This window comes from Cupriavidus sp. R6-3, from assembly GCF_059772245.1.
The window spans coordinates 26,720-51,136 of record NZ_JCBAJO010000001.1 but is presented as its reverse complement, the minus strand read 5'-3'; the positions used below and the strand labels follow the sequence as shown (position 1 = coordinate 51,136).

Genomic DNA, 24,417 nt, shown 5'->3' with positions numbered 1-24,417 from the left:
TCGTACGCATGCATGTCGGCGCAAGCCCGGAGCGGCTTGCAACCCACCACGACTCACTACGGAAGAGGAGTCGACGACATGAACATCCTACGGCGATGGCCCAGGATGGCGCTCGCATGCGCCATGCTTGCGGCCCTGACAGCATGCGGCGGCGGCCACGACGATGACGACGGCCCCGAAGCGGCACCTACCATCCAGCTGCTTTCCTCCTCACCCGATCACGTGACCGGCGGCAACGCGTTGATCGACATCACCGTGCCGCGCCAGATCAAGCTGGACCGCCGCCCGCTGCGGATCGAACTCAACGGCAACGACGTGACGCGGGAATTCCGCCCGCTGCTGGACGATCTTCGCCATCTCCAGGCTGTCCTCGGAGGGCTGCGTGATGGCGAAAATACGCTGACGGCCAAGATCGGCCGCGAAACGGCCACGCTCAGAATGACCAACTACCCGATCACCGGCCCGGTGATTTCGGGGCCGTGGCAAACGCCGTTCATCTGCCAGACCGAGAGCTTCGTGCTGCCGGACGGCTCGCGCCTTGGTCCGCCGCTCGATGCCAATTGCAGCGTGGCCACGCGCGTGCACTACGTCTATCAGAAGAACACCGGCGGCGCGCTGGTGCCGATGCCGAGCACCACCTCGCTGCCCGCCGATGTCGCCAGCACGACGACGCTCGACGGCCGCACCGTGCCCTTCGTCGTGCGCGTGGAAACCGGTACGGTCAATCGCGGCATCTACCAGAACGCGGTGCTGCACGACCCCACCAGGGAGTCGGCCCCCACGCCGCTGAAACCGCCGAAGGCATGGAACAAGCGGCTGATAGCGGTCGAGGGCTTCGGCTGCCCGGGCGGCTGGTACATCCAGGGCGCGGCGCAGGGCAACATCTCGGTCGCCGGGTTCGACTTCACGCTGCTCAATGTCAGGCGGCTCGGCGAGGGCTACGCGACCTTCGCCAATACGCTGCAGCACGCGTCGAACAACTGCAACGCGGTGCTGGCCAGCGAGGCGGCGATGATGTCCAAGGAGGCGGTAATCGAGACCTTCGGCGTGCCGGTCTTTACCGTCAGCGCCGGCTGCTCGGGCGGGTCCTATGGCAGCGCCCAGCCCGCCGATCGCATTCCCGGCCTGTTCGACGGCGTGCTGATCGCCTGCACCTTCCCCGACCCGCTGTCGATCGCACTGTCGGGCTCGGATGGGCACCTGATCACGCACTACATCATGGGGAATCCCAACGCGCTGACCGATGCGCAGATCGCCGCGGTGACCGGCTACAAGAGCCGCAAGGCCTTCGAGGACGCCGCCAATCAGGCGGGACGTACCGATCCGGTCCCCGCGCGCCAGGATTATCCGGGCTATGTGTCGGGCGTGTTCAACGCCGCCGTGCCGCAGGAGGTGCGCTATCACCCGGTCAATAACCGGACCGGTGCACGGCCGACCGTGTACGACGCCGCCAGGAATATCTATGGCATCGACAAGGCCACCGGCTTCGCGCTGCGCCCGTTCGACAACGTCGGCGTGCAATACGGACTGGCGGCGCTGAACGGCGGAGGGATCACCGTCGATCAGTTCCTCGACCTGAACGAGAAGGTGGGCGGCTACGACCAGGACGCGAACTACGTCCCGGCGCGCTCGCCAGGCGACCTCGGCGCGATCCTGCGCGCGCAGCAGTCGGGCCTGCAACTGGGCGGCAACGGCGGACTGGCGACGATCCCCGTGGTGGACGTGACGGGCGTCTATAACGAGGACACGGCCTACCACTACCAGTGGTTCCATTTCGCGCTGCGCGAACGGATGCTCGCCGCCAACGGCGATACCGCCAACCACGTGATGTGGCGCGGCAATCCGGTGCCGGCCGATACCGCCTGGGACATGTTCATCCGGTGGGTGGCTGCCTACAAGGACGACAAATCGCAGGCGCCGCAGAGGCAGCGGGTGGTCACGCACAAGCCGCGGGATGCGGTGGACGGTTGCTGGCGTTCGCAGACCGATTTCGTCGCGGAACCGCAGACCCTGAGCAGCACGCCGGACACGACCTGCAATTCGCTGTTCCCCTCGTGGACCGCGCCCCGCATCGCAGCCGGCGGCCCGATCGCCGGCGACGTGATGAAATGCACGTTGAAGCCGGTCAATCCCGCCGACTACAGCGTGCCGTTCACCCCCGATCAGCTGAACCGCCTGCGCGCGATCTTCCCGACCGGCGTCTGCGACTGGACCCAGCGCGGGGTCAACCAAACGGGCGTGGTGCCGAATGGATCGTTCGGCCCGTCGCCGGTGAATCTGGTGTTTGATATTACGAAGTCTTGAGATTGGCGGTAAGTACGGGAGCGGGGCCAGTTCGGCCCCGCTTCCCTACCGCGCCGCGTGCGAGGCTATCGAGTGCTGGCCGAAAAGGCCATGGGTGAGCGCACCACCCTCCGCCTGGAGGAAAGCGGCTACGGGAGGATTCCGAGCCGAATCTTCATCTTGATCTCTCCCAGCCAATCTTCCCTGTAATGCCGAGCTAGGCGACCGATCTGCCCCGGCGTGGCGCCCGACGTTCGAGCAAGATGTTCGAGCGACGTCAGCGAATCGATCCAGCCGAGACGACCCGTCGCGACGATCGCCGCCTTGTCCGCCGTGGACAGCAGGATCAGGGCTTGCGGCAGCAGCTTGTTTGCGTGCAGCCAGGCGAGCAAATGCAGCTCTCCGTCGTCCAGGGTTTGGCAGTGAGGATAGGCCAGTACCAGGTCGACCAGTTCGCGCCTGCCGACGGCATGCCTTCCACTCAAGCCGGCGACCAGGGCGCTGCGGTCCACCGGAATACGCCGGGGAGCCGAAAGATCTCCGGTAAGCGCCTCTTCAATACACTTCTCTACCGTTTCAATCGCGTAACGCTCGCAGATGGCGAACCAACATCCCGTCCGGAACGCTTCCAGGATGATGTTGGTGTCGACGAACACCCTGACCTTCGCCATGCGATGTCGGTCCTCATAGCTCGAACGGTGCCGGCAACGAATGCTCGGCGAACAGGTCGTTCAGCATCGGCAGGCTCATGCCCATTGCCTTGGCCGCCTTGCGGGCAGAGAGTTGGCCACGGTCGATGGCTGTGTGAAGCATGCTGACGAAGCTGTCCGAGAAGCGCTTTGGCTTGCGACCTGCACTGGATCGTTGACGCTCTTTGCGCAGTCCTTCCCGCGTAGCAGCGTCGATACGCTTCATGTTGTACAGACGCCAGGCCAGCGCAATGGGACAAACGCGCAATTCGGCGGCGACATCGACGAGATGATCGATATCCGAGCATCGCCGCGGGTCGATCAATTGCTGCAGAGACTGGCTCGGCATCAGCAGCGCCGCGGCGAAGTTGTCCGCAAGCTGCTCGATGCGTTTTGCCCTGCCCCGGGCTTCGAATGAGTTTGACTCCCGGTGGTCGGGTTTCATGGCGTCCCATGTCAATGCATGGAACAGTTCATGAGCGAGGTCGAAGTAGCGGCGAGCCTCGGATTCGTTGCGATTGATCAGGATCACGCCGAGGTCCTGCAAATGACAGGTCGCACCCGAAATGGAGTCGCCCCTGGGTGTTTCGACGGCGTCGACAAACAGGACCGGGATATCCAGATCCCGCTCGATACGCTCGGCAAGCCGCTCAGCGGGCACCATGCCCAGGTCCAGCGCGGAGATCAAGGCTTCGGCGCGCGCGATGGCATCCTCGAACGATGACTGCGCGCTCAGGCGCAAGCTGTGCTTGAGTGGATTGGTGCCGCCGCGCTGGCTCTCGCGTAGCCAGCGCAATAAACCGATCCATTTGCCGGCGCTCGATTCAAACCCATCGAGCTCTTCTTCCGGCACGGTCGGGGCCGCTCGCCAGGAAAACTGAGCCTCGCCCGCGACGGCGAATGGATCGAGAAAAAAATCGACGTCGCGGTCCAGTAGTTCGGATATGGCCAGGATCTCGTCGGACTTGAGGGCGCGCTTGCCGTTTTCGATGTCCGACACCGATTGGCGGTCGTTCAGGCCGAGAGCCTGGGTGAGCTGATCCTGCGTCCATGCCTTGGCCTCGCGTGCCGCCTTGACCCGATAGCCGATCAGCTTTTGCGAGATTCGTTCGAACATCGTCACCTCCCCGGGAGAAAGCATTCTATTCTTGCGAATGGCGTTTCGCAAGATATTCATGCAGAACCATGATCGCAGGACGGGCCAGCACCGCCTTTCCGATGAGATCGAGGGGTTCCATGGCCGAGGTAACGTACGGGGTGCTATCGTCGGCACTTGGCATCCCGTGCCACACCCAGACATTGTTGGAAGGAGACAACCTTGAAGCCACGCATCACGTGCCTGGCGGCGATTGCCTTGATGGCGAGCGCCGCGGCACACGCCGCCTACCCCGAACGCCCCATCAAACTGATCGTGCCCTTCCCGCCCGGGCAGGCGACCGACATCTTTGCGCGCGCGCTCGGCGAGCGGCTCGGCAAGCAGCTGGGGCAATCGGTGGTAGTCGAGAACCGCGCGGGCGCCGGCAGCAATATCGGCATGGAACTGGCCGCTCGCGCCGCGCCGGATGGCTATACGCTGGTGATGGCCGGCAGTGCGATGGCGATCAACCAGACGCTGTACGCATCGATCGGCTATGATCCGCGCCGCGATTTCCAGGCGATCTCGGGCGTGTTCTCGGTGCCGCTGGTGTTCCTGTCGACGCCCGCGTCCGGCATCACTTCGCTGCGCGATCTGGTGAGCAAGGCCAAGGCGGCGCCGGGCAAGCTGAGCTACGCGAGCGCCGGCATCGGCGGCACGCAGCATCTGTCGGCCGAGATGCTGAAGGCGCGCGCCGGCATCTTCATGGTCCATATCCCGTACAAGGGCAGCGGCCCCGCGCAGGCGGACTTCCTCGGCAATCAGATTCCGGTGATGGTCGACTCGATCACCGCGGCCTTGCCGTTGATCCAGTCGAAGAAGGCGGTGCCGCTGGCCGTGACCGCGGGCAAGCGCGTGCCGCAGCTGCCGAACGTGCCGACCGTGCAGGAGCAAGGCGTGCCCGACTTCGAGGCACTGGGATGGGCGGTGCTGATGGCGCCGGCCGGCACGCCGCCGGCCATCGTGTCGCAGCTCAATGCCGAAACGGTGAAGGCGCTGCAATCGCCGGAGCTGCAGAAGTTCATCGTCGACCGCGGCTCGGAGCCGATGCCAATGTCGCCGGAGCAGACCGCGCGCTTTGTCGACAGCGAGATCCGCAAATGGTCGACGGTGGTCAAGCGTTCGGGCGCGAAGGTCGATTGAGTTGGTCGTCTCCCGTGCGCAGGCAGGGGGGACGGCTGCACGGACGCGTCGTCCCGCCTGCGCGGGGGACGACGTGGCGTCGTTACCGAGGCCTCTGCCCTGGCCTTCCGGCGCAAGTCAGAGGAACCACGACCACCTGGGCTTTCAGGCGCCAGTCAGAAAATCGACGACCGCCTGCGTGAACCGCTCCACCTGCTGCAGATTCGACAGGTGGGCCGCCTCCAGTTCTACATAGGACGCGCCCGGAATCGTCTCGGCCATATAGCGGCCGTCGGACGGCGGCGTCGGAATATCGCCCGAGCCCGCGATCACCAGCGTCGGCACCGCGATCCGATGGATGTCGGCGCGCAGATCGTTGTCGCGAATCGCGCGGCAATTGGCCGCGTAGCCGGCGGCATCGGTCGCGCTCAGCATCGCGCGCAACTGCTGCACCCGTTCCGGATGCGCGGCGGCGAAGTCCGGCGTCAGCCATCTGTCGACGACCGCGGCCGCGATCGACCCCACCCCATCGCGCTCGACCGCCGCGGCGCGGTTGGTCCAGTTCTCCGGCGGGCCGATGTAGGCCGCGGTATTGCACAGCACCAGCTTGTTCAGCCGCGCTGCGTGGTTCAGGCCCAGCCACATGCCGGTGATGCCGCCCATCGACAGCCCACAGAAATGCGCGCGCTCGATCTGCAGCGTATCGAGCAGCGCGATGACGTCGCCACCGAGCTGGGCGACGCTATAGGGGCCGGCAGGCACGGACGAGCGGCCATGGCCGCGCGTGTCGTAGCGCAGCACGCGGAAATGCTGCGTGAAGGCCGCGATCTGCGGCTGCCACATGTCGAAGTTGGTACCCAGCGAATTGGACAGCACGAGCACCGGCAGGCTCGGGTCGCCATCGAGCTGGTAGTGGAGGCGAACGTCGGAAAGGTCGGCGAAGGGCATGGCAGAAGCGGTTCTCAGCGGTTCTCAGCAGTTGTCGGCGGTACCCAGCGATTCTCGGTGATGCTCGGTGATGCTCGGCGATTCGCGGCGGTACTCGGGACGACGATCGATCGATGCCCCGCGCGGCGCGGGAAAGCGCCCACGCGGAGCGACACAGACATCAGTTCTGCGCGATCGCGGAACCGTGTTGCGCCAGCGGCGTGACCTTCATCTCCATATACGGATACAGCGGCAGCGAGGTCAGCAGCGTATGCAGCTCGTCGTTGTCCTTGACGTCGAAGATGCTGACGTTGGCGTACTGGCCCACCACGCGCCACAGGTGGCGCCACTTGCCTTCGCGCTGCAGCTGCTGCGAAAACGCCTTCTCGTCGGCCTTCAGCTTGTCGACGGCCTGCGGGTCGGCCGAATGGGGAATGCGGACGGTCATTTCAACCATGAACAGCATGGTGATCTCCTTGTTGTAGCGGTACGGTGAAGAGAGTAAGCGAGGTCATACCGTGGCGATCGGCGTCACGGGCGAGCCCATCGCGCCGGGCAGGCGCAGCGGCGGCGCGGTCAGGAAAAAGCGCGAACGCCTTTCTGCGCGCAGGCACGCGGCGAGATCGCGCAGATACCACAGCTCGCCCAGTGGCAGACCCAGTTTGAACAGGCAGTGATGATGCAGCGGCAGCATCGGCACCGCGCCCTGCCCCGGCGCCGGTGGCCGGGCCGGAAAGCATTCGACCGCGTAGTTGTCGGCGGCCAGCGCGGCGATGCCCGCATCGGTGATCCATTGCAGCAGCCGCTCGTCGCGGCCATCGAGCGCGCAGCAGCTGTGATGCAGCGCGTGCGCATCGGGCCGGCCGCCCATCTCGAGCACCATCTCGGCGAAGCCGGTGCGCAGCACCAGGATGTCGCCGGTCTCGACGGCGACCTGATCGGCGTCCATCACGCGCATCAGGTCGTCGTAGCCGACGGTGCGGAAATCGCGGCCAAAATGCTCCGCCAGATCGACCAGCACGCCCCGCCCCTGCACGCCATGCACGGCCAGCGTCTCGATGCCCAGCGCATCGGCGTGGCTATGGTCATGCCCGCAGGGATGCGCGGCGAAATCATCGGCCTCGGCATAGTCGACCGGCCCGACGATCTCCGCATTGGGCCGGAAGCCGTTGTAATAGACGCGTTCGGCCACACCATCGCCGTCGGCATCGAACAGCGCGCCGACGTGGGCCAGCGAGTCCCACTGCGTCGAATACTGCAGCGACAGCAGGACCTGGTCGTCGCTGAGCACGTCGAGCGCATTGGCATCGACCCTGGCCAGCGGGAAATTGACGTACGGAATGTCGTCGCGATAGGTGGGCCGCAGCACCGGCGGATGCCGGCGCACGTTCAGCGCATTGCCACCCGGCAGATCGAGCGGCAGCGACAGGCAGAACGTGCGGCCGCTGCGGATCTCCTGCGCGGCGGCGCGGATCTTGTCCGCGGTGATCAGGTTCAGACGGCCGAGCTGGTCGTCGGCGCCGAAATCGCCCCAGTTGGAGCCTTCCGGCCGTTGTTTCCATCGCATCGGGGATAGCCTCCGGCACGGACGCGCCGCGGTGCCAGCGCCGATGCGCCGGCCCGCGCGGTCCGATCGATCGGGATGTCAGTCAGAGACAGCAGACGCCATCGAGATAGGCCTTGCGCCAGCGCGTGATCCGCACTTCGGCGAACAGGCCCGCCTGATGGAAGGGATCGGCTTCGATCAGCGCCTGCGCGGCCTCGCGGGTCTCGACATCGACGATATAGAGACCGCCGCCCGCATCGCTGCCATCGTCGTTCAGCTTGGCACCGCAGGCCAGCAGCAGCGACTTGTTGGCTTCGAGGAAGTCCAGATGCGCCGGCCGCTGGGCCTTGCGCACGTGCTGGTGGTCGGGCTTGTCGAAGGTCTCGATGATGTACGGCATGGTGTCTCCTGTGTTGTCGTTGGCAAAGCGCGGTGACCGATGGCCAGACCCGGATCGTCAGATCTGCGCGCCCCACGCCAGCATGGCGACGATGTAGATCAGGCCGACCCAGAACATCATGATCACGGTGTAGCCCATCACGTCCTTGAGCTTCAGCTTCGACAGCGCCAGCGCCGGCAGGATCCAGAACGGCTGCACCAGGTCGTTCCAGGCATTGCCGAGCATCACCGACATCGAGGTCTGCGCGACCGAGCTGCCGATTGCCTTGGCCGCATCGATCATGAACGGTCCCTGGATGACCCAGTGGCCGCCGCCGGAGGGCGCGAAGAAGTTGATGAAGAACGAGCTGACCAGCCCCCAGAACGGCAGCGTCTGCGGCGTCGCGATATCGACGAACACGCGCGAGATGGTGTCGACCAGGCCCGATCCGGCCATCACCGCCATGATGCCCGCATAAAACGGATACTGCAGGATGATGCCGGAAATCGTCTTGATGCCCTCGTTCAGCTTGGCCACGTAGTTGGCCGGCGTGCCGAGCAGCAGCACGCCGATGAACAGGATCAGGAAGTTGATCAGGTTCAGGTCGAGCGTGCCGCCCTGCGTGAAGTACAGCCCCACGTAGGCCAGCCCGCAGACACCGATCACCAGGCTGAGCAGCCGGCTGTTGTTCATCCGCGTGGCCAGCGTGTTCTCCAGCCCCATGCTGTGGCCGCCGGCCGCACTGCCCTGCTCCGCGCGCGTTTCGGCTTGCGCATTGATTTCGGTCACGTCCTTCGGATCGCGCGGATGCAGCATCGCGTTGAGCAGTGGCAGCGTGATGATCACCGCCAGGCTGGTCAGCAGCATCGGCGTCGAGAAGATCGTGTCCTTCAGCGCGATCACGCCCATCAGCTTTTCCATCGGATGACCCGGCGTCGAAATCAGCACCGGGATGCTGGCCGACAGGCCGAGGCCGTACAGCGTGAAGCCGCTGTAGGCCGCGGCGATGATCAGCGGATAGTGGACGCCCTTGACCTTCAGCGCCAGCTTGCGCGCGACGATGCCGCCGATCACCAGTCCGAAGCCCCAGTTCAGATAGCTGCCGATGCCGCCGACCAGCGTGGCGACGATCACCGCGCCGCGCGGCGTGGCCACGCGTTCGACGATGCGGTCGAGGAAACGGTCGACCAGCGGCGCGGTCGCCAGCACGTAGCCCATCGCGAGGATCACGGCCATCTGCGTGGTGAACGCCAGCAGGTTCCAGAAGCCCTTGCCCCATTCCAGGATCACGGCGGGCGCGGCCTGTCCCTGCACCAGCATGGCCATCACCATGCTGAGCAGCGTCAGTCCGATGGCAAAAACGAAGGGGTCCGGCAAATACCGGCGCATCAGTTCAGTAAAGAACCCGGCGACCTTGCTCAAGATCTGTCTCCAAAAACATGCCGAAAGGCGTCGCGTGTTGCTGCGCTAGTGCCGCATTTCGAACTAACGTTCTATATACGAACACATTGGCTATAGGACGGGGATCGTAGAGGCGTGTTTACGCAAGGTCAAGTCAATGAAGAGCAGGATTGAATCGGATTTCGCAATAACGGAAGCGGATCAGTGACGAACGGGCCATTGCTGCGATGCGGAATAACGGCACGGTGACCGGCACTTCGGTCTTGCTCTTCTCCAGGCCGGCCCTTGTCGCATCGCAGCATGCCGGAGCACGAAGCCGGGTTACCGGCGCTCTATCGCAACCCCAGCATCCTCTCGATATCGAGCATCAGCGCGCGCAACTGCGGCCCGGCCTGCTTCTCGATCGCCGCGAAACTGCCCTGCGCGGCCGGCACGCCGCAGTTCAGCACGAACAATTGCGAGCCGACCGGCTGGCACATTGGCACCGCGAAGCCGTAGACCTCGGGACGCCATTCGGCGCGGTTGGCGCAGTAGCCTTGCCGCTCCAGGTCGCGGCGGGCATCGGCCAGGCGCGGCTGGGCGCGGGCGAAGGCGTCGGGGTCCTGCAGCCGCAGCTGGTTCAGCACCGCCTCGCGTTCGTGCGCCGGGGCGTGGCTGAGCCAGGCGCGGCCGATGGCGGTGGACAGCATCGGCAGCGCGGCGCCGATCTCCGGCGTCACGATCAGGCTGTCGGTCGAGCGCGCGGTCTCGACATAGATCATCTGCGTGCGATCACGGATACCGAGCGATACCGCGCCGCACAGCCGGTCCGCCAGCGCCTTCATCAGCGGCCGCGCCAGCTGGCGCAGATGCATGCTGGCCAGCAGCGGATAGCCCATCGACAGCACCGCCGCGCCGAGCCGGTATTTGCGCAGCACCGTGTCGTGGCGCAGATAGCCCAACGCGGTCAGCGTGTGCGTCAACCGGGCCACTGTGGTCTTCGACAGTCCGGTACGCTCGGCGAAATCGCGATTGCCGAGCATCGCATCGCCGCTGTCGAAGGCCAGCAGGATGTCGATGCCGTTCGCCAGCGTGGCGGCGAACTGCCGGTCCTTGTCGGCCGGCTCGTTGGAGCGCGGCAGGGGCTGCGCCGCGCTGGCGCGGGAACCGGGCCGCGAGCCGGCGCGCACATCGGAACGCTTGCCCGAGCGCGCGTCGGACGGCGCGTCGGACGGCGAGTCGGACCGCGAGTCGGAGCGCGAGTCGGAGCGCGAGTCTTGGCGCGACTCCGAGCGCGAGCCGGAGCGCAATCCAGGGCGCGAGTCAGAGCGCGAGCCAGGCCGCGTCATCGGCTCTTCCTCAGCGCGGCCTCGACCTTCGCGACCATCCTCAGCAGCCGAGGCCCCATCTGCCGCTCGAGCTTGCGCGGGGTCATCCGCACGCCCAGCACCCCACAGTTGAACACCATGACTTCCCCATCGATACGCGAGGCCAGCGGCGCCGCCACCGCATGAATATCGCTCTGCCATTCGCCGCGCGAGGTGCAGAAACCGAACTCGGCCATCTCTTCCCGGGCGCGCTCGAGGGCGGACGCCTGCCGCCGGAATTCCGCCGGATCGGCCTTGCGCAATGCCGCCAGCACCGGCGCGCTTTCCTGCGGCGACGCCGTGCACAGCCAGGCGCGCCCGATCGCGGTCGGCAGCATCGGCAGCGTCGCGCCGATATCGGGCCGGAACGCCATCGCGTCGTGGCCGCGGCTCGTCTCCACGTAGACCATCTGCGTGCGGTCGCGCAGGCCCAGCGATACCGATCCGTCGATCTCGTCGGCCAGTTCCTTCATCAGCGGCCGCGCCAATTGCCGGATGCGCAACGTGGCCAGCAGCGGGTAGCCCAGCGCCAGCGTGGTCGATCCCAGCCGATAGCGGCGCAATTGCGCGTCGTAGCGCAGCAGGCCGCGTGCCGCCAGCGTGTAGGTCAGGCGGCTGACGGTCGCCGGTGACAGGCCGGTGCGCTCGGCCAGTTCCTTGTTGCTGAGCACGCTGTCGCCGATGCCGAAGCACTGCAGCAGCGACAGGCCGTGCGCCAGTGTGGTCGCGAAGGCCGGATCGGGATGATGGGGGCGTGGAGCCATCGGCAGGGCGGTTCGGATCTCCAGAAACGAGAGGCGGCACGCCGCGCGCATCGCCCCACTGGCCTCGATCATAGCGCGCCGGGCCGCCCCGGCAATGGCAAGTTGTTCAAGATAGCGAAACAACGATCCACTATTTCCGCCCGCATTGCTACGCTGCCTTCCACTCCGATGCCGGACCACGGGCATGTCCCCCGGTCCACTGCCAACCGAAACAGGAAGCCATCACGATGATCCGAGACCCTGAGACCTACCCCGCATTTCTGGCGCAACTGCGCCGCTTCGTGCAGCAGCGCCTGGTGCCGCGCGAGGCCGAGGTGGCATCGCGCGACGAGGTGCCGGCCGACCTGGTCAGGGAGATGGCCGACATCGGGCTGTTCGGCTTCTCGATCCCGGAGACCTATGGCGGCGCCGGCATGACGACCGAAGAACTGGTGCTGGCCGCGATCGAGCTGTCGCAGTGCTCGGTGGCCTTCCGCGCGCGCGTCGGCACCAATACCGGCATCGGTTCGGAAGCGCTGGTCGCCGACGGCACGCCCGAGCAGAAGCAGCGCTATCTGCCGCGCCTGGCGAGCGGCGAGATCACCGGCTCGTTCGCGCTGACCGAGCCGGAAGCCGGATCGGATGCAACGGCGCTGACCACGTCGGCGCGCCGCGATGGCGACCACTATGTGCTCAACGGCACCAAATGCTTCATCACCAATGCGCCGATCGCCGGGCTGTTCACGGTGATGGCGCGCACGGATCCCGAGACCACCGGCGCCTCCGGCATCTCGGCCTTCCTGGTCGAGCGCGGCACGCCGGGCCTGAGCACCGGGTCGGCCTACCGCAAGATGGGGCAGGAAGGCTCGCCGGTGTCTGAGGTCCATTTCCACGATTGCCGCGTGCCCGCCGCCAACCTGATCGGCGGTGTCGAGGGCCAGGGCTTCCGTACGGCGATGAAGGTGCTGAACAAGCAGCGCATCCATCTGTCGGCGCTGTGCATCGGCCCGGCCATCCGCATGCTCGACGATGCGATCCGCTTTGTCAGCACCCGCAAGCAGTTCGGCGAACCCTTATCGAGCTTCCAGCTGGTGCAGGCGATGATCGCCGACTGCCAGACCGAAATCCACGCGGCCCGCGCGCTGGTGCTCGAGACCGCGCGCCAGCGCGACCGCGGCGAGGACGTGACGATGCAGGCGTCGATCTGCAAGTACTTCGCCTCGGAGATGTGCGGGCGCGTCGCCGACCGCTGCGTGCAGATGTTCGGCGGCTACGGCTATATCGCCGACTACGGCATCGAGCGCTTCTATCGCGATGTGCGGCTGTTCCGCCTGTACGAGGGCACCAGCCAGATCCACCAGCTCAATATCGCCAAGCGCACGCTGGCGCAGGCCGGCGCTTGATCGGCGCTTGATCGGCGCTTGATGGGCACTTGATCAGGCGCCCGATCCAGCGGCCCGGCCGATAAAACACAACAGGAGACACCATGTTCAAGACCCTTGTCGCCACCATCGCGCTGGCGATCGGCACCGCCACGCTGAGCGGCGCGGCCCGCGCCGACGCGGCCTATCCCGGCAAGCCGATCCGCCTGGTGGTGCCGTTCGCGCCCGGCGGTTCGTCCGATATCCTGGCGCGCCTGCTCGCCGATCGCCTGAAGGCAGAGCTGGGCCAGGTGGTGGTGGTTGAGAACAAGCCCGGCGCGGGCGGCAATATCGCCGGCGAAAGCGTGGCGCGCGCCGCGCCCGATGGCTACACGCTGCTGCTCGCCGCGGCAGGCCCTACCGTGATCAATCCGAGCCTGTACAGCAAGATGCCGTTCGATCCCGCGCGCGATCTGGCGCCCGTCACGGTGCTGGCGCGCGAGCACAACCTGATGGCGGTGAAGGCCCAGCTGCCGGTGCGCAACCTGTCCGAGTTCCTGGCCCATGCGCGCAGCCATCCGGGCAAGCTGTCGTTCGGCTCGCCCGGCAACGGCACCGTCGCCCATCTCGGCGGCGAGCTGCTGAACCGCACCGCCGGCCTGAAGATGCAGCACGTCCCCTACAAGGGCAGCGGCCCGGCCGTCGCCGACCTGATGGCGGGGCATATCGATCTGATGATCGACAACATGCCGGCGCTGCTGGCCCAGGTGCAGGCGGGCAAGCTGCGGCCGATCGCGGTCGCCAGCGACAAGCGCGCCGGCGCGCTGCCCGATGTGCCGACCTTCGACGAGGCTGGCGTCAAGGGCTATCTGGTCACCGCGTGGAAGGGCCTGATGGCGCCGGCCGGCACGCCCAAGCCCGTCATCGACAAGCTGCATCAAGCCTGCGCCCGCATCCTGGCCACGCCGGAGATGCGCAAGCGGGTGATCGAACTGGGCGCCGAGCCCGTCGGCAACAGCCCCGAAGCGTTCGCCGCGCAGATCCGCAGCGAGACAGCCTGGTGGGCCGCTCAGGTCAAGGCGACCGGCACGCGCCTCGATTGAGGCCCCTTCGCTGACAACGCCAGACCCCCCCGCCACGCAACTGGCCGCATTTTGCGCGGCCAGGGTGATCTAGCGGGGACTGCCTGCAACGTGGGGGGCGCCGCCTGCGGCCGCGTCGCCCATTGCGGAATTACATGCCGCTGTAAGAACGACGCGCCCGCATGGAAGGCATGCGGTGCGCGCCGCCAATATCACAGCGTGCCGCCGCCGGACAGCCAATACGGCTCGCGCTCGTAGTACTGGTGCAGCTGCGTTCCCCATTGCGGGTCCGCCATGCGCGGCCACTGGTCCTTGTTGAAGCCGGGCGCCGACTTGATGCGGTCGGCCGTGATGCCGAGGCGGAAGCATTTCTGGTCGGTATCCATGACCAGCGCGTTCCACGGAATCGCGTGCAGTGTGTCGCCCATGCCCAGAAAGCCGCCGGTGGTCAGCACGGCATAGGCAATGCGGCCGCGCGGTACGTCGAGCATGATTTCGCTGATCTCGCCGACGTGCTCGCCGTCGGACGAATAGACCTTGGTGTCCTCGAGGCTGGAGGCCGCCATCACTTCCGGGCCGGGGCCTTCACCGACGCCCGATCCTACGATGCTGGCACCGCCCTGATTCGTGCCGGGTTGCGAGGGATTCATCGCCATCTCCTTGATCGTTGGTACGCAGGAACCGGTGTTCCGCAACGACCATGCCATCCCGCTTGCCTCGCGTCTGCCGCGCGTCCGCCGCACGCCTGTCCCGGCCGGCGCCGGCTTTCATCATTCTTTCGCAATCGCCCGCTAAGGTCCTGCCTTTCCCTTCCCCACACCCGAGAGGCAGGACATGACCCGATCCCCCTACCCCCGTCGACGTTTCCTGATCCACACCGGCGCGCTCGGCCTCGGCACCAGCCTCGGCCTGACCGCCTGCGGCTCCGACGACTCGCCCGAGGCGCCGGCGGTCATCGTGCCCGACAGCGAGCGGCCCAAGCTGCCGTACGGCATCCAGATCGGCGATGTGGGTGATGGACGCGCGGTGGTCTGGGCGCGCGCCGACCGCGCCGCGCAGCTGCGCGTGGAGTACGACACCACCGACAGCTTCCGCAATCCGCGCAAGGTGCTCGGCCCCACCGTCAGCGCCGCGTCCGATTTCACCGGCCGCGTGGAGCTGTCGGGCCTGCCGGCCGGCGAATCGATCTTCCTGCGCGTAGCCTGTGACAGCATCGACAATCCGCGCGCGACCGGCGTGGTGGTGCCGGGCCAGTTCCGCACGATCCCGCGTACCGACGCCAATCGCCCCGTGCGCTTCGTCTGGGGTGGCGACGTCGCGGGCCAGGGCTGGGGCATCAATACCGAGTTCGGCGGCATGAAGATCTTCGAGGCGATGCGCCGCCGCGAGCCGGACTTCTTCCTGCACAGCGGCGACACGATCTACGCGGACGGCCCGATCCTGGCCGAGGCCACCGCCGAGAACGGCCGCGTGTGGAAGAACCTGGTGACGCCGGAGGTCTCCAAGGTCGCCGAAACGCTGGACGAATACCGCGGCCGCTATCGCTACAACCTGATGGACGAGAACGTGCGCCGCTTCTCGGCCGAGGTGCCGCAGATCTGGCAATGGGACGATCACGAGGTCACCAACAACTGGTCGCCGACCAAGGACCTGAGCGCCGACGCGCGCTACACCGAGAAGAACATCGCCACGCTGGTCGCCCGCGCCACCCAGGCGTTCCGCGAATACGCGCCGATGCGGATCGGCAGCACCGCGGCGGAGCAAACGCTCTATCGCAAGGTTTCCTACGGGCCGCTGCTGGACGTGTTCGTCCTCGACATGCGCACGTATCGTGGCGGCAATACCGCCAACCTGCAGACCACCGAGAACGGCGACACGGTGTTCCTCGGCAACGAGCAGCTGGAATGGCTGGTCAACGGCGTGAAGCAATCGCAGGCCACGTGGAAGATCATCGCCGCCGACATGCCGATCGGCCTGTGGGTGCCGGACGGCAAGGACGCGGCCGGCAACGCCCGCTGGGAAGCGATCGCCAACGGCAACGACGGCGCGGCGCTGGGCCGCGAGCTGGAAACCGCGCGGCTGCTGCGCGCCATCAAGGGCGTGCCCAATGTGGTCTGGCTGACCGCCGACGTGCACTATTGCGCCGCGCACTACTACGATCCGTCGAAGGCACACTTCACCGATTTCTCGCCGTTCTGGGAGTTCGTGGCCGGCCCGCTGAACGCCGGGACCTTCGGCCCCAACCAGCTCGACGCCACCTTCGGCCCCCAACTGGTCTTCCAGAAGGCGCCGCCCGCGGGCCAGGCGAACCTGTCGCCCTATTCGGGCTTCCAGTTCTTCGGCGAGGTCAATATCGATCCGTCGACGAAGGCACTGACGGTGGACCTGCGCGACCTCGATGGCGTCAGCGTGTTCAGCAAGACGTTGCCGGTGGCTTGAGGCCGGGCGCCGGCGGACCACCGGCACTGATTCTTGCGGGCGGAATTCTCCCTCCCCCTCACGGGGGAGAGGGTTGGGGAGAAGGAGGTGGTTTCAAACTGCAGCGACATAGCGGCTGCCGTTTGCCCTCTCCCCCGCCCCTCTCCCGCAAGCGGGAGAGGGGAGAAAACCCACGCTGCCCCATTCGCCGCTACCGCAGCATGAACGACATCGCCGACAGGCAGTTCAGCATGCGCACCGCGTCGGTTACGCTGGGCGCATCGAAACTCAGCGTGACGCCATCGAGCCGCCGCAGCGTGGGCCATTGGCAGAACAGGTCGGCGTGTGCGGGCGTCAGGGTGCGCAATTGGCACGTGACGGGGCCAGGAATGGTGAAGGGCCGGGCCCCGGCCGGATCGGTCCGCAGCGCGCGGACCGCGGCTTGCGCGGCCGCGCCGATCGCCTCGCAGGCGGCGGCGGGCGTCATCGAATCCCCGCTGCCCTGCCCCTGCGCGCGCTTGGTGGCCACGTAGCGCACCCACGGCATCAGCGCCGACGTTTCCTCGACGAAGACATCGTCGCCGCTCGCCATCAGCACCGGCACATCGGCCTCGCCCGCCAGCGCGGCGTACAGCCCCGCTTCGCCGAGTTCGATGCCGCCGATCGTCACGCTGGCGAACGCGCTGCTGTTGATCGTATGCGCCAGGATGCCGCGGCCTTGCGCGCGGCCGTGATAGCCGATCATCAGCACGCCGTCGCAATCCTGCTCGATCCCGCTCATCATGCCGGCGTAGCGCGGCTTGCCTAGCACGATGCGCACACGCGGGTCCAGCAGGTCCGGCAGCAGGTTGCGAAAGCCCCCATGCGAGTCGTTGACCCAGACGGCCTCGGCCCCGGCCGCGAAGGCGCCCCGCGCCGCGGCGTCGGCTTCGCGCGTCATCCAGGCGCGGGCGCGCTCGTACTCGCCATTGCCCGGGCGTGTCTGTTCGAGATGGAAGACGCCGGCGACGCCCTCGATATCGGTGGAGATCAGGATCTTCATGGGAATGGCGCGCGCAAAACGCAGCGGCGACGCACGCAGGAATGGCGCGCGCCGGCGCAGCGGCGGCGTGCGCGGTTCAGTCGGCGAAATTCAATTCAGGCATCCACGACAGCAGGCTGCGGCGGCAATGGCCGTCGCGGCCGCTGACGGTCTCGGCGTGCCACAGCGCATGCAGGATGGCCTGCTCGACGCTGTCGGCCACGGCATGGAACAGCGGATCGAGCTCGGTCTCGTGGACCATCGCGACGGCCGGCATCGGCGTGGCGGCGTCGTGCGGCACGGTATAGGCGGTGCTGAAGGCCAGCGCGATATCGCCGGAGCCATGACCGTAGACCGATCCGGTGCGTGCCAGCCCCGCGCCGGCACGCCGCGCCAGTCGTCCCAGCTGGCGGGAATCGAGCGGCGCGTCGGTGGCGACGATCATGATGATCGAGCCCTTCTCCGGCCCGGAATCGGCGGCAGTCTGCGCGGCGTCCGTTGCGGCCCGCCCCGCGTCCGTTGCAGCGGGCGCAGCGTCCGTTGCGGCGGCGTTCGTTGTGGCGGCGTTCGTTGTGGCGGCGTTCGTTGTGGCGGCGTCCGTTGCAGTGGGCGCGGCCAGCCGCTGCGCCAGTTCGGCACCGACCCGCCTGCCGGCGACCGTCAGCATCGACGGCGTGCCGTAGTTGGCCAGCACCAGCGCACCCACGCGGTAAGGCCCCGCAAGCCGGGACGCCGTGCCGATGCCGCCCTTGACGCCGAACGCCGACATGCCGCGCCCCGCCCCGACCGCGCCCTGCGCAACATCGGCGCCGGCCGCGGCGCAGGCCCGCAGATAGTGCGTTTCGCCGACGGCAATCGCCTGGATGTCGTTCAGATAGCCGTCATTGCATTCGAACACCAGCGGATTGACGGTGGGCCAGCCGCGGCCGATCTCGGCGTGGGCCGCGATCGCCTGCCGGATCTGCGCCTGCGCCACGGCGCCGACCGCAAAGGTGTTGGTCAGCGCGATCGGCGTCTCCAGCACGCCGAGCTCGTCGACCTGCACCAGCCCGATGCTCTTGCCGAATCCGTTCAGCACCGCGGCCGCGGCCGGCACCTTGTCCAGATACGGATCGCCGGCGTGCGGCAGCACCACCGTGACGCCGGTCTGCACCGCGCCATCGGCCAGCGTGCAATGGCCCACGCGAACGCCCGGCACATCGGTGATCGCATTGCGTGCGCCCGCCGGCAGGTCGCCAATATGCGGAGGAACGCCCGGTGCAGGCGAGTCCGGCGCGGCGGAGGGTTCGTGCGGCATCGCAATGGCCCTCCGTCAGCGGCGATCGATCTTCGGATCGAGCGCGTCGCGCAGCCCGTCGCCCAGCAGGTTGAACGCGAGCACGGTCAGGAAGATCGCCAGGCTGGGAAAGATCGCCACATGCGGGGCCGTGACCATGTCGGCGCGCGCCTCGTTCAGCATCGCGCCCCACTCCGGCGTCGGCGGCTGCGCGCCCAGGCCGAGGAAGGACAGGCTGGCCGCGGTGATGATCGAGGTGCCGATCCGCATCGAGAAATAGACGACGATCGACGAGATCGTGCCCGGCAGGATATGCCGCATCAGGATGGTCCAGTCGGACGCGCCGATGCTGCGCGCCGCCTCGATATAGGTCAGGCGCTTGAGCATCAGCGTGTTGCCGCGCACCAGCCGCGCGAACGCCGGGATGCTGAAGATCGCCACCGCGAACACCACGTTGACCATGCCGTTGCCCAGGATGGCGACGATGCCGATCGCCAGCAGGATGCCCGGAAACGCGAACAGCACGTCGGAGATCCGCATCACGATCCGGTCCCACCAGCCCTCGTAGTAACCAGCCAGCAGGCCCAGCAGCGTGCCGACGATGGCGCCGACGATCACCGAGAAGAAGCCGGCGGCAAGCGAGATGCGCGTGCCGGCCAGGATGCGGCTGAAGATGTCGCGGCCCAGCGAATCGACGCCGAACCAGTGCGCCGCCGACGGCCCCGCGTTCAGCGCGTCGTAGTCGAAGTAGTTCTCGGGATCGTAGGGCACCAGCTGCGGCGACAGCACGGCGACGATCACCAGCAGGATCACGAACACGCCGGCGGCGAGTGCCAGATGCTGGCGGCGGAACTTGCGCCAGAATTCGCTCCACGGCGTGCGGACGGGCTCGGCCTGCGCCGCCGCGCCCGGCACGGCGGCCTCGTTGGCCACGGTCGATAGCTCGGTCATGGACGGCCTCACTTGTAGCGGATGGTGGGGTTGATCACCGTGTACAGCAGATCCACCACCAGATTGATCAGAATGAATTCGAGCGAGAACAGCAGCACCTCGGCCTGGATCACCGGGTAGTCGCGCATCTCGACGGCATCGACCAGCAGCCGGCCGAGGCCGGGCCAGTTGAACACCTTCTCGACGACGATCGAGCCGCCCAGCAGGAAGCCGAACTGCAGGCCCATCATCGTGACGACCGGGATCATCGCGTTGCGCAGGCAGTGCTTGGCGACCACCAGCGACTCGCGCACGCCCTTGGCGCGCGCCGTACGCACGTAATCTTCCTGCAGCACCTCGACGAACGATGCCCGCGTAAAGCGCGCCATCACGGCGGCCACGGCGGCGCCGAGCGTCAACGACGGCAGGATGTAGTGCTTCCAGCTTTCCGCGCCGATCGACGGCAGCCAGCCGAGCTGGACCGAGAAGATCTCCATCAGCAGCATGCCGAGGGCGAAGGCCGGGAACGAGATGCCCGACACCGCAAGCGTCATGCCGATGCGGTCCGGCCAGCGATTGCGCCAGACCGCCGAGCCGATGCCGATCAGCATGCCGAACACCACGGCCCACAGCATCGAGGCGACGGTCAGCCACAGCGTCGGGAAGAAACGGTCGCCGATCTCCTCGCTGACCGGGCGCTTGGTGCGCAGCGAGTTGCCGAACTCCCCTTGCAGCGCATTGCCGAAGAAGGTGACGAACTGCTCGTGCAGCGGCTTGTCCAGGCCCAGGTCCTTGCGCACCAGTTCGACGGTGGCGGCATCGGCCTCCGGTCCCGCGGCGAGCCGCGCCGGATCGCCGGGCAGCAGATGCACGAACAGGAAGACCAGCACCGCGACGATCAGCATCGTCGGCACCACGCCCAGCACGCGCTTCAGAAAGTAATTCAACATGACGACTCCGTGGGTCCGCGCCGATCAGCAATCGGCGACCGGCGCGGACACCGGGGGGCTTGCAACAATGGCAATGAGGATGGCCGCAAAAGACCGCCGGCCGCCCGCCCCGCCCCCGCATACCTGGGGCGGGCGGCGCTGCGCGGCTTACTGCGAGCTGCTCTTGATATCGATGTTCTCGAACTCGAACGAGCCGTCCGGCATCACATAGGCGCCGCTCAGCCGCTTGCTGCGGGCATACAGCACCTGCTCGGTCACCAGGAAGGCCCACGGGGCGTCGGCCCAGATGCGCTGCTGCGCGTCCTTGTACAGCCGCGCCTTCTCGTTGCGGTCGGTGGTACGCAGCGCGCCGGCGATGTCGGCATCGACCTGGTCGTTCTTGTAGTACGCGGTATTCAGCAGCTTGGGCGGCATCGATTCGGACGCCAGCAGCGGACGCAGCGCCCAGTCCGATTCGCCGGTCGACGATGACCAGCCGACGTAGTACATGCGCACGCCGGCGTCCTCGGGCCTGGGCACGCTCTCGACCTTCTCGACGCGCTGGCCGGCCTCGAGCGCCTGCACCGAGGCCTTGATGCCGACCTGCTGCAGCTGCTGCTGCACGAACTGGATCACCTTCTGCGCGGTGGTGTGGTTATAGGCGGACCACAGCGTGGTTTCGAAGCCGTTCGGATAGCCGGCTTCCTTCAGCAGCGCGCGCGCCTTGGCCGGATCGTACGGCCACGGGCCCAGCTTCTCGGCGAAATCGACGCCCGGCGGCACCACGCCTTCGGCCGGCACCGCATAGCCGGCGAACGCCACCTTGGCCAGCGCCTGCTTGTTGATCGCGTAGTTGATCGCCTGGCGCACCTTGGGATCGTTGAACGGCTTGACCTGCGTATTGAGCGACAGGTAGCGCTGGATGATCGACGGCGCCGCGATCAGGTCGACCTTCGGGCTGGCTTTCAGCACCGCGGCCTGCTCGAACGGAATGCTGAAGGCGAAGTCGGCCTCGCCGGTCTGCATGATGGCCGAGCGGCTGTTGTTGTCGACCACCGGCTTCCAGGTGATCGTGTCGATCTTCGGCAGGCCGCTCTTCCAGTAGCCGGCAAACTTCTTGCCGCGCAAGTGGTCGGGCTGCTTCCATTCGACGAACTCGAAGGGACCGGTGCCGACCGGATGGAAGGCGATGTCCTTGCCGTACTTCTTCAGCGCGGCCGGCGAGATCATCACGGCCGACGGGTGCGCCAGCACGTTGATGAACGGCGAGAACGGCTCCTTCAGCGTGATCTTGACGGTGGTCGGGTCGACCACGTCGGTGCGCGCGACGCGGTTGAACAGCGTGTAGCGCTTGAGCTTGTTGGCCGGATCGGTGACGCGGTCCAGATTGGCCTTGACGGCGGTGGCGTCGAAGCTGGTGCCGTCGTGGAACTTGACGCCCTTCCTGACCTTGATGGTATAGACCAGTCCGTCCTTGCTGACGTCATAGCTGTCGGCCAGCACGTTGACCAGCTTCATGTCCTTGTCCAGGCCGAACAGGCCCTGGTAGAAGCTCTTGGAGACCGCCTGCGACAGCGTGTCGTTCGAATCGTAGGGATCGAGCGTGGTGAAGGTAGAGGCCACCGCCATCACCGCGTCCTTGGCGGCGAAGGCCGGTCCGGCCGCAAACGCGGCCATCAGCAGGCCGCCGGCAAACAGGCGCGCGGCGCCACGTCGGGACAAACTGGCTTGCATCATTGTCGATTCTCCTTGGTAAGACTGGCAGGGTGATCGGGCTGGGTCGGCTCTTGGCGGCCTTGCAGCCCGGGTTGGCTCAATACGGTTGGCCCAACACGGTTGGCTCAATACGGGTCGGCACAATGCGGGTTGGCGCGGGCAGCCTCAATAGGCGCCGCCGACGGCGTGCCGCGCAACGAAGTGGTCCGGGGCGACGGCCACCAGCGGCTGCACCACCGGCTCGTCGCCGATCGCGCGGATCGGGCTCGGCAGCTCGTCGACCTGCGGCTCGCGCCGCAGATGCCGGCGCGCGGGGTCGGCCACCGGTACCGCGGACATCAGCTTCTTCGTATAGGGATGCTGCGGGTTCTCGAAGATCGCGCGGCGCGGGCCGATCTCGACGATCTGCCCCAGATACATCACCGCGACCCGGTGGCTGACGCGTTCGACCACCGCCATATCGTGCGAGATGAACAGGAAGGCGATGCCCATCTCGCGCTGCAGGTCGAGCATCAGGTTGACGATCTGCGCCTGGATCGAGACGTCCAGCGCGGACACCGACTCGTCGGCGATCACGACCTTCGGGTTCAGCGCCAGGGCGCGCGCGATGCAGATGCGCTGGCGCTGGCCGCCCGAGAACTCGTGCGGATAGCGGGCGGCATGGGCAGGTGACAGGCCGACCTTGTCCAGCAGCCAGGCCACGCGCTGCTCGGCCTCCTTGCCGCTGGCGACCTTGTGCACCAGCAGCGGCTCCATGATCGAATAGCCGACCGGCACGCGCGGATCGAGCGAGGCGAACGGGTCCTGGAAAATGAACTGGATATTGCGGCGCAGGCTCTGCAGCGCGGGCCCCGACAGTTCGCCGATGTTCTGGCCGGCGAATTCGATGGTGCCGCTCTGGCTTTCGACCAGGCGCAGCAGCGAGCGGCCGGTCGTCGATTTGCCGCAGCCCGATTCGCCGACCAGCGCCAGCGTCTCGCCGGGATACAGGTCGAAGCTGACGCGCTCGACCGCATGCACGCGGCGCGTCGGCCGTCCGAACAGCCCGCCCGGCACGTCGAAGCGGGTCACGAGATCGCGCACGCGCAGGATCGGCTGGGCCGAGGCATCGGGACGCGTGGCCGCGGCCGGTCTTTCGCCGGGGACTTCGGCGCTCGCATGCCCATCGCCGCCCTCCACCCGCACCAGCGGAAACTTGGCCGGCAGATCGGTGCCTGCCATCGCGCCGAGCTTGGGCACCGCGGACAGCAGTGCGCGCGTGTAGGGGTGCGCGGGCCGCGCGAACACGGTCGGCGCGTCGCCCTCCTCGACCTTCTCGCCGCGGTACATCACCAGCACGCGGTCCGCCATTTCGGCCACCACGCCCATGTCGTGCGTGATGAACAGCACGCCCATCTGCATCTCGGCCTGCAGATTGCGGATCAGCTGCAGGATCTCGGCCTGGATGGTGACGTCCAGCGCGGTGGTGGGCTCGTCGGCGATCAGCAGCGCGGGCCGGCACGACAGCGCCATCGCGATCATCACGCGCTGGCGCATGCCGCCGGACAGCTGATGCGGATAGCGGTCCAGCACGCGGCGCGCCTCGGGGATGCGCACCAGCTCGAGCATGCGCAACGCCTCGGCGCGGGCCGCCGCGCGGCTCTTGTTCTGATGCAGGCGGATCGATTCCGCGATCTGCTCGCCGACCGGGAACACCGGATTGAGCGAGGTCATCGGCTCCTGGAAGATCATCGCGATATCGGCACCGCGGATGCCGCGCATCGTGCCGGCGTCCGCGCTGGCGAGGTCGAGCACGTCGCCGCCACGGCGGCGCAGCAGCATGCTGCCGCTGGCCAGGCGCCCGCCGCCATGTTCGACCAGGCGCATCAGCGCCAGCGAGGTCACCGACTTGCCGGAGCCCGACTCGCCGACCACCGCCAGCGTTTCGCCGCGGTCGATATGGAAGGACAGACCGCGCACGGCTTCGACGGTGCGTTCGGAGGTGGCGAAGCGCACCGTCAGGTCGTTGACGGACACGACACGCTGCGGCGGCAGCGCGAGGCGGGATGCGGAAGGCGCGGAAGACGTGGAAGACGATGTAGCCATGGAGTGTTCCTCGAAACCTGCGGGCATG

General features: G+C 67.1%; 21 protein-coding genes. 5 read left to right on the top strand and 16 right to left on the bottom strand.

Going from position 1 to position 24,417, the window contains the following annotated elements; all coding sequences use genetic code 11:
- Positions 1-123: 123 nt before the first annotated feature.
- Entirely contained in the window at positions 124-2,304 is a 2,181-nt protein-coding gene (locus AC6EI8_RS00220; protein WP_498380937.1) for a DUF6351 family protein, read from the top strand.
- 128 nt (positions 2,305-2,432) lie between these two features.
- Here AC6EI8_RS00220 and AC6EI8_RS00215 read toward each other — a convergent pair whose 3' ends face one another.
- The gene (locus tag AC6EI8_RS00215; protein ID WP_498380936.1) at positions 2,433-2,954 is read right to left on the bottom strand and encodes a hypothetical protein; all 522 of its coding nucleotides are present in this window, start codon (positions 2,952-2,954) and stop codon (positions 2,433-2,435) included.
- A 13-nt stretch (positions 2,955-2,967) separates the two neighbouring features.
- Positions 2,968-4,089, bottom strand: a complete 1,122-nt coding sequence (locus AC6EI8_RS00210; protein WP_498380935.1) for a helix-turn-helix domain-containing protein — start codon at positions 4,087-4,089, stop codon at positions 2,968-2,970.
- A gap of 240 nt (positions 4,090-4,329) precedes the next feature.
- On the opposite strand from AC6EI8_RS00210, the gene AC6EI8_RS00205 reads away from it, so the two are divergent.
- Entirely contained in the window at positions 4,330-5,250 is a 921-nt protein-coding gene (locus AC6EI8_RS00205) for a tripartite tricarboxylate transporter substrate binding protein (protein WP_226106274.1), read from the top strand.
- Positions 5,251-5,394: 144 nt separating this feature from the next.
- On the opposite strand, the gene pcaD is transcribed toward AC6EI8_RS00205, so the two are convergent.
- From pcaD to AC6EI8_RS00170, 7 genes are all read right to left on the bottom strand, one after another.
- Positions 5,395-6,177 (bottom strand): 3-oxoadipate enol-lactonase, encoded by a 783-nt coding sequence (pcaD, locus tag AC6EI8_RS00200; protein WP_226105412.1) that lies wholly within the window; start codon positions 6,175-6,177, stop codon positions 5,395-5,397.
- 160 nt (positions 6,178-6,337) lie between these two features.
- The gene (gene catC, locus AC6EI8_RS00195) at positions 6,338-6,622 is read right to left on the bottom strand and encodes a muconolactone Delta-isomerase (RefSeq protein ID WP_149318216.1); all 285 of its coding nucleotides are present in this window, start codon (positions 6,620-6,622) and stop codon (positions 6,338-6,340) included.
- A 45-nt stretch (positions 6,623-6,667) separates the two neighbouring features.
- A complete protein-coding gene (locus AC6EI8_RS00190; RefSeq protein ID WP_498380933.1) occupies positions 6,668-7,723 on the bottom strand; it encodes a cyclase family protein in 1,056 nt (351 codons plus the stop codon).
- An 82-nt stretch (positions 7,724-7,805) separates the two neighbouring features.
- Positions 7,806-8,102, bottom strand: a complete 297-nt coding sequence (locus AC6EI8_RS00185) for a YciI family protein (protein WP_149318214.1) — start codon at positions 8,100-8,102, stop codon at positions 7,806-7,808.
- A gap of 57 nt (positions 8,103-8,159) precedes the next feature.
- Positions 8,160-9,503: a short-chain fatty acid transporter gene (locus AC6EI8_RS00180; RefSeq protein ID WP_498380932.1), complete on the bottom strand. Its 1,344-nt coding sequence runs from the start codon at positions 9,501-9,503 to the stop codon at positions 8,160-8,162.
- Positions 9,504-9,814: 311 nt separating this feature from the next.
- A complete protein-coding gene (locus AC6EI8_RS00175; RefSeq protein WP_498380931.1) occupies positions 9,815-10,810 on the bottom strand; it encodes an IclR family transcriptional regulator in 996 nt (331 codons plus the stop codon).
- On the bottom strand, positions 10,807-11,592 hold the full coding sequence (locus tag AC6EI8_RS00170) for an IclR family transcriptional regulator (RefSeq protein ID WP_498380930.1): 786 nt from the start codon (positions 11,590-11,592) through the stop codon (positions 10,807-10,809). The genes AC6EI8_RS00175 and AC6EI8_RS00170 overlap by 4 nt, the downstream gene beginning before the upstream one ends.
- 227 nt (positions 11,593-11,819) lie before the next feature.
- On the opposite strand from AC6EI8_RS00170, the gene AC6EI8_RS00165 reads away from it, so the two are divergent.
- Together AC6EI8_RS00165 and AC6EI8_RS00160 are read left to right on the top strand one after the other, a co-directional pair.
- Positions 11,820-12,974 carry an acyl-CoA dehydrogenase family protein gene (locus AC6EI8_RS00165; RefSeq protein ID WP_498380929.1) on the top strand — a complete coding sequence of 385 codons (1,155 nt, stop codon included), beginning with the start codon at positions 11,820-11,822 and terminating at the stop codon, positions 12,972-12,974.
- An 83-nt stretch (positions 12,975-13,057) separates the two neighbouring features.
- Positions 13,058-14,035 carry a Bug family tripartite tricarboxylate transporter substrate binding protein gene (locus tag AC6EI8_RS00160; RefSeq protein WP_498380928.1) on the top strand — a complete coding sequence of 326 codons (978 nt, stop codon included), beginning with the start codon at positions 13,058-13,060 and terminating at the stop codon, positions 14,033-14,035.
- A gap of 191 nt (positions 14,036-14,226) precedes the next feature.
- Here the strand turns inward: AC6EI8_RS00160 and AC6EI8_RS00155 are convergent, their stop codons facing one another.
- Positions 14,227-14,664, bottom strand: a complete 438-nt coding sequence (locus tag AC6EI8_RS00155) for a PRC-barrel domain-containing protein (RefSeq protein ID WP_149318210.1) — start codon at positions 14,662-14,664, stop codon at positions 14,227-14,229.
- 184 nt (positions 14,665-14,848) lie between these two features.
- On the opposite strand from AC6EI8_RS00155, the gene AC6EI8_RS00150 reads away from it, so the two are divergent.
- A complete protein-coding gene (locus AC6EI8_RS00150) occupies positions 14,849-16,453 on the top strand; it encodes an alkaline phosphatase D family protein (protein ID WP_498380927.1) in 1,605 nt (534 codons plus the stop codon).
- 190 nt (positions 16,454-16,643) lie between these two features.
- Here the strand turns inward: AC6EI8_RS00150 and AC6EI8_RS00145 are convergent, their stop codons facing one another.
- From AC6EI8_RS00145 to AC6EI8_RS00120, 6 genes are all read right to left on the bottom strand, one after another.
- Entirely contained in the window at positions 16,644-17,474 is an 831-nt protein-coding gene (locus AC6EI8_RS00145; RefSeq protein ID WP_226105401.1) for a M55 family metallopeptidase, read from the bottom strand.
- A gap of 76 nt (positions 17,475-17,550) precedes the next feature.
- Positions 17,551-18,750 carry a DmpA family aminopeptidase gene (locus AC6EI8_RS00140; RefSeq protein ID WP_498380926.1) on the bottom strand — a complete coding sequence of 400 codons (1,200 nt, stop codon included), beginning with the start codon at positions 18,748-18,750 and terminating at the stop codon, positions 17,551-17,553.
- 15 nt (positions 18,751-18,765) lie between these two features.
- Positions 18,766-19,680 (bottom strand): glutathione ABC transporter permease GsiD, encoded by a 915-nt coding sequence (gsiD, locus tag AC6EI8_RS00135; protein ID WP_223819641.1) that lies wholly within the window; start codon positions 19,678-19,680, stop codon positions 18,766-18,768.
- An 8-nt stretch (positions 19,681-19,688) separates the two neighbouring features.
- Complete coding sequence (gsiC, locus tag AC6EI8_RS00130; protein WP_149318206.1) at positions 19,689-20,609, bottom strand: glutathione ABC transporter permease GsiC; 921 nt, start codon at positions 20,607-20,609, stop codon at positions 19,689-19,691.
- A gap of 147 nt (positions 20,610-20,756) precedes the next feature.
- Positions 20,757-22,325 (bottom strand): glutathione ABC transporter substrate-binding protein GsiB, encoded by a 1,569-nt coding sequence (gsiB, locus tag AC6EI8_RS00125; protein ID WP_498380925.1) that lies wholly within the window; start codon positions 22,323-22,325, stop codon positions 20,757-20,759.
- Positions 22,326-22,469: 144 nt separating this feature from the next.
- Positions 22,470-24,389, bottom strand: coding sequence for a dipeptide ABC transporter ATP-binding protein (locus AC6EI8_RS00120; protein WP_498380924.1), 1,920 nt, complete (start codon positions 24,387-24,389; stop codon positions 22,470-22,472).
- Positions 24,390-24,417: the final 28 nt, after the last annotated feature.

Bases quoted from the DNA above. Each gene is read 5' to 3' on its own strand.
- AC6EI8_RS00160 (WP_498380928.1), top strand. From the start codon at position 13,058: ATGTTCAAGACCCTTGTCGCCACCATCGCGCTGGCGATCGGCACCGCC.
- AC6EI8_RS00150 (WP_498380927.1), top strand. From the start codon at position 14,849: ATGACCCGATCCCCCTACCCCCGTCGACGTTTCCTGATCCACACCGGC.
- AC6EI8_RS00190 (WP_498380933.1), bottom strand. From the start codon at position 7,723: ATGCGATGGAAACAACGGCCGGAAGGCTCCAACTGGGGCGATTTCGGC.
- AC6EI8_RS00185 (WP_149318214.1), bottom strand. From the start codon at position 8,102: ATGCCGTACATCATCGAGACCTTCGACAAGCCCGACCACCAGCACGTG.
- catC (WP_149318216.1), bottom strand. From the start codon at position 6,622: ATGCTGTTCATGGTTGAAATGACCGTCCGCATTCCCCATTCGGCCGAC.
- gsiD (WP_223819641.1), bottom strand. From the start codon at position 19,680: ATGACCGAGCTATCGACCGTGGCCAACGAGGCCGCCGTGCCGGGCGCG.
- gsiC (WP_149318206.1), bottom strand. From the start codon at position 20,609: ATGTTGAATTACTTTCTGAAGCGCGTGCTGGGCGTGGTGCCGACGATG.
- AC6EI8_RS00210 (WP_498380935.1), bottom strand. From the start codon at position 4,089: ATGTTCGAACGAATCTCGCAAAAGCTGATCGGCTATCGGGTCAAGGCG.
- pcaD (WP_226105412.1), bottom strand. From the start codon at position 6,177: ATGCCCTTCGCCGACCTTTCCGACGTTCGCCTCCACTACCAGCTCGAT.
- AC6EI8_RS00170 (WP_498380930.1), bottom strand. From the start codon at position 11,592: ATGGCTCCACGCCCCCATCATCCCGATCCGGCCTTCGCGACCACACTG.
- AC6EI8_RS00145 (WP_226105401.1), bottom strand. From the start codon at position 17,474: ATGAAGATCCTGATCTCCACCGATATCGAGGGCGTCGCCGGCGTCTTC.
- AC6EI8_RS00155 (WP_149318210.1), bottom strand. From the start codon at position 14,664: ATGAATCCCTCGCAACCCGGCACGAATCAGGGCGGTGCCAGCATCGTA.
- AC6EI8_RS00215 (WP_498380936.1), bottom strand. From the start codon at position 2,954: ATGGCGAAGGTCAGGGTGTTCGTCGACACCAACATCATCCTGGAAGCG.
- AC6EI8_RS00120 (WP_498380924.1), bottom strand. From the start codon at position 24,389: ATGGCTACATCGTCTTCCACGTCTTCCGCGCCTTCCGCATCCCGCCTC.
- gsiB (WP_498380925.1), bottom strand. From the start codon at position 22,325: ATGATGCAAGCCAGTTTGTCCCGACGTGGCGCCGCGCGCCTGTTTGCC.
- AC6EI8_RS00220 (WP_498380937.1), top strand. From the start codon at position 124: ATGCTTGCGGCCCTGACAGCATGCGGCGGCGGCCACGACGATGACGAC.
- AC6EI8_RS00175 (WP_498380931.1), bottom strand. From the start codon at position 10,810: ATGACGCGGCCTGGCTCGCGCTCTGACTCGCGCCCTGGATTGCGCTCC.
- AC6EI8_RS00165 (WP_498380929.1), top strand. From the start codon at position 11,820: ATGATCCGAGACCCTGAGACCTACCCCGCATTTCTGGCGCAACTGCGC.
- AC6EI8_RS00140 (WP_498380926.1), bottom strand. From the start codon at position 18,750: ATGCCGCACGAACCCTCCGCCGCGCCGGACTCGCCTGCACCGGGCGTT.
- AC6EI8_RS00205 (WP_226106274.1), top strand. From the start codon at position 4,330: ATGGCGAGCGCCGCGGCACACGCCGCCTACCCCGAACGCCCCATCAAA.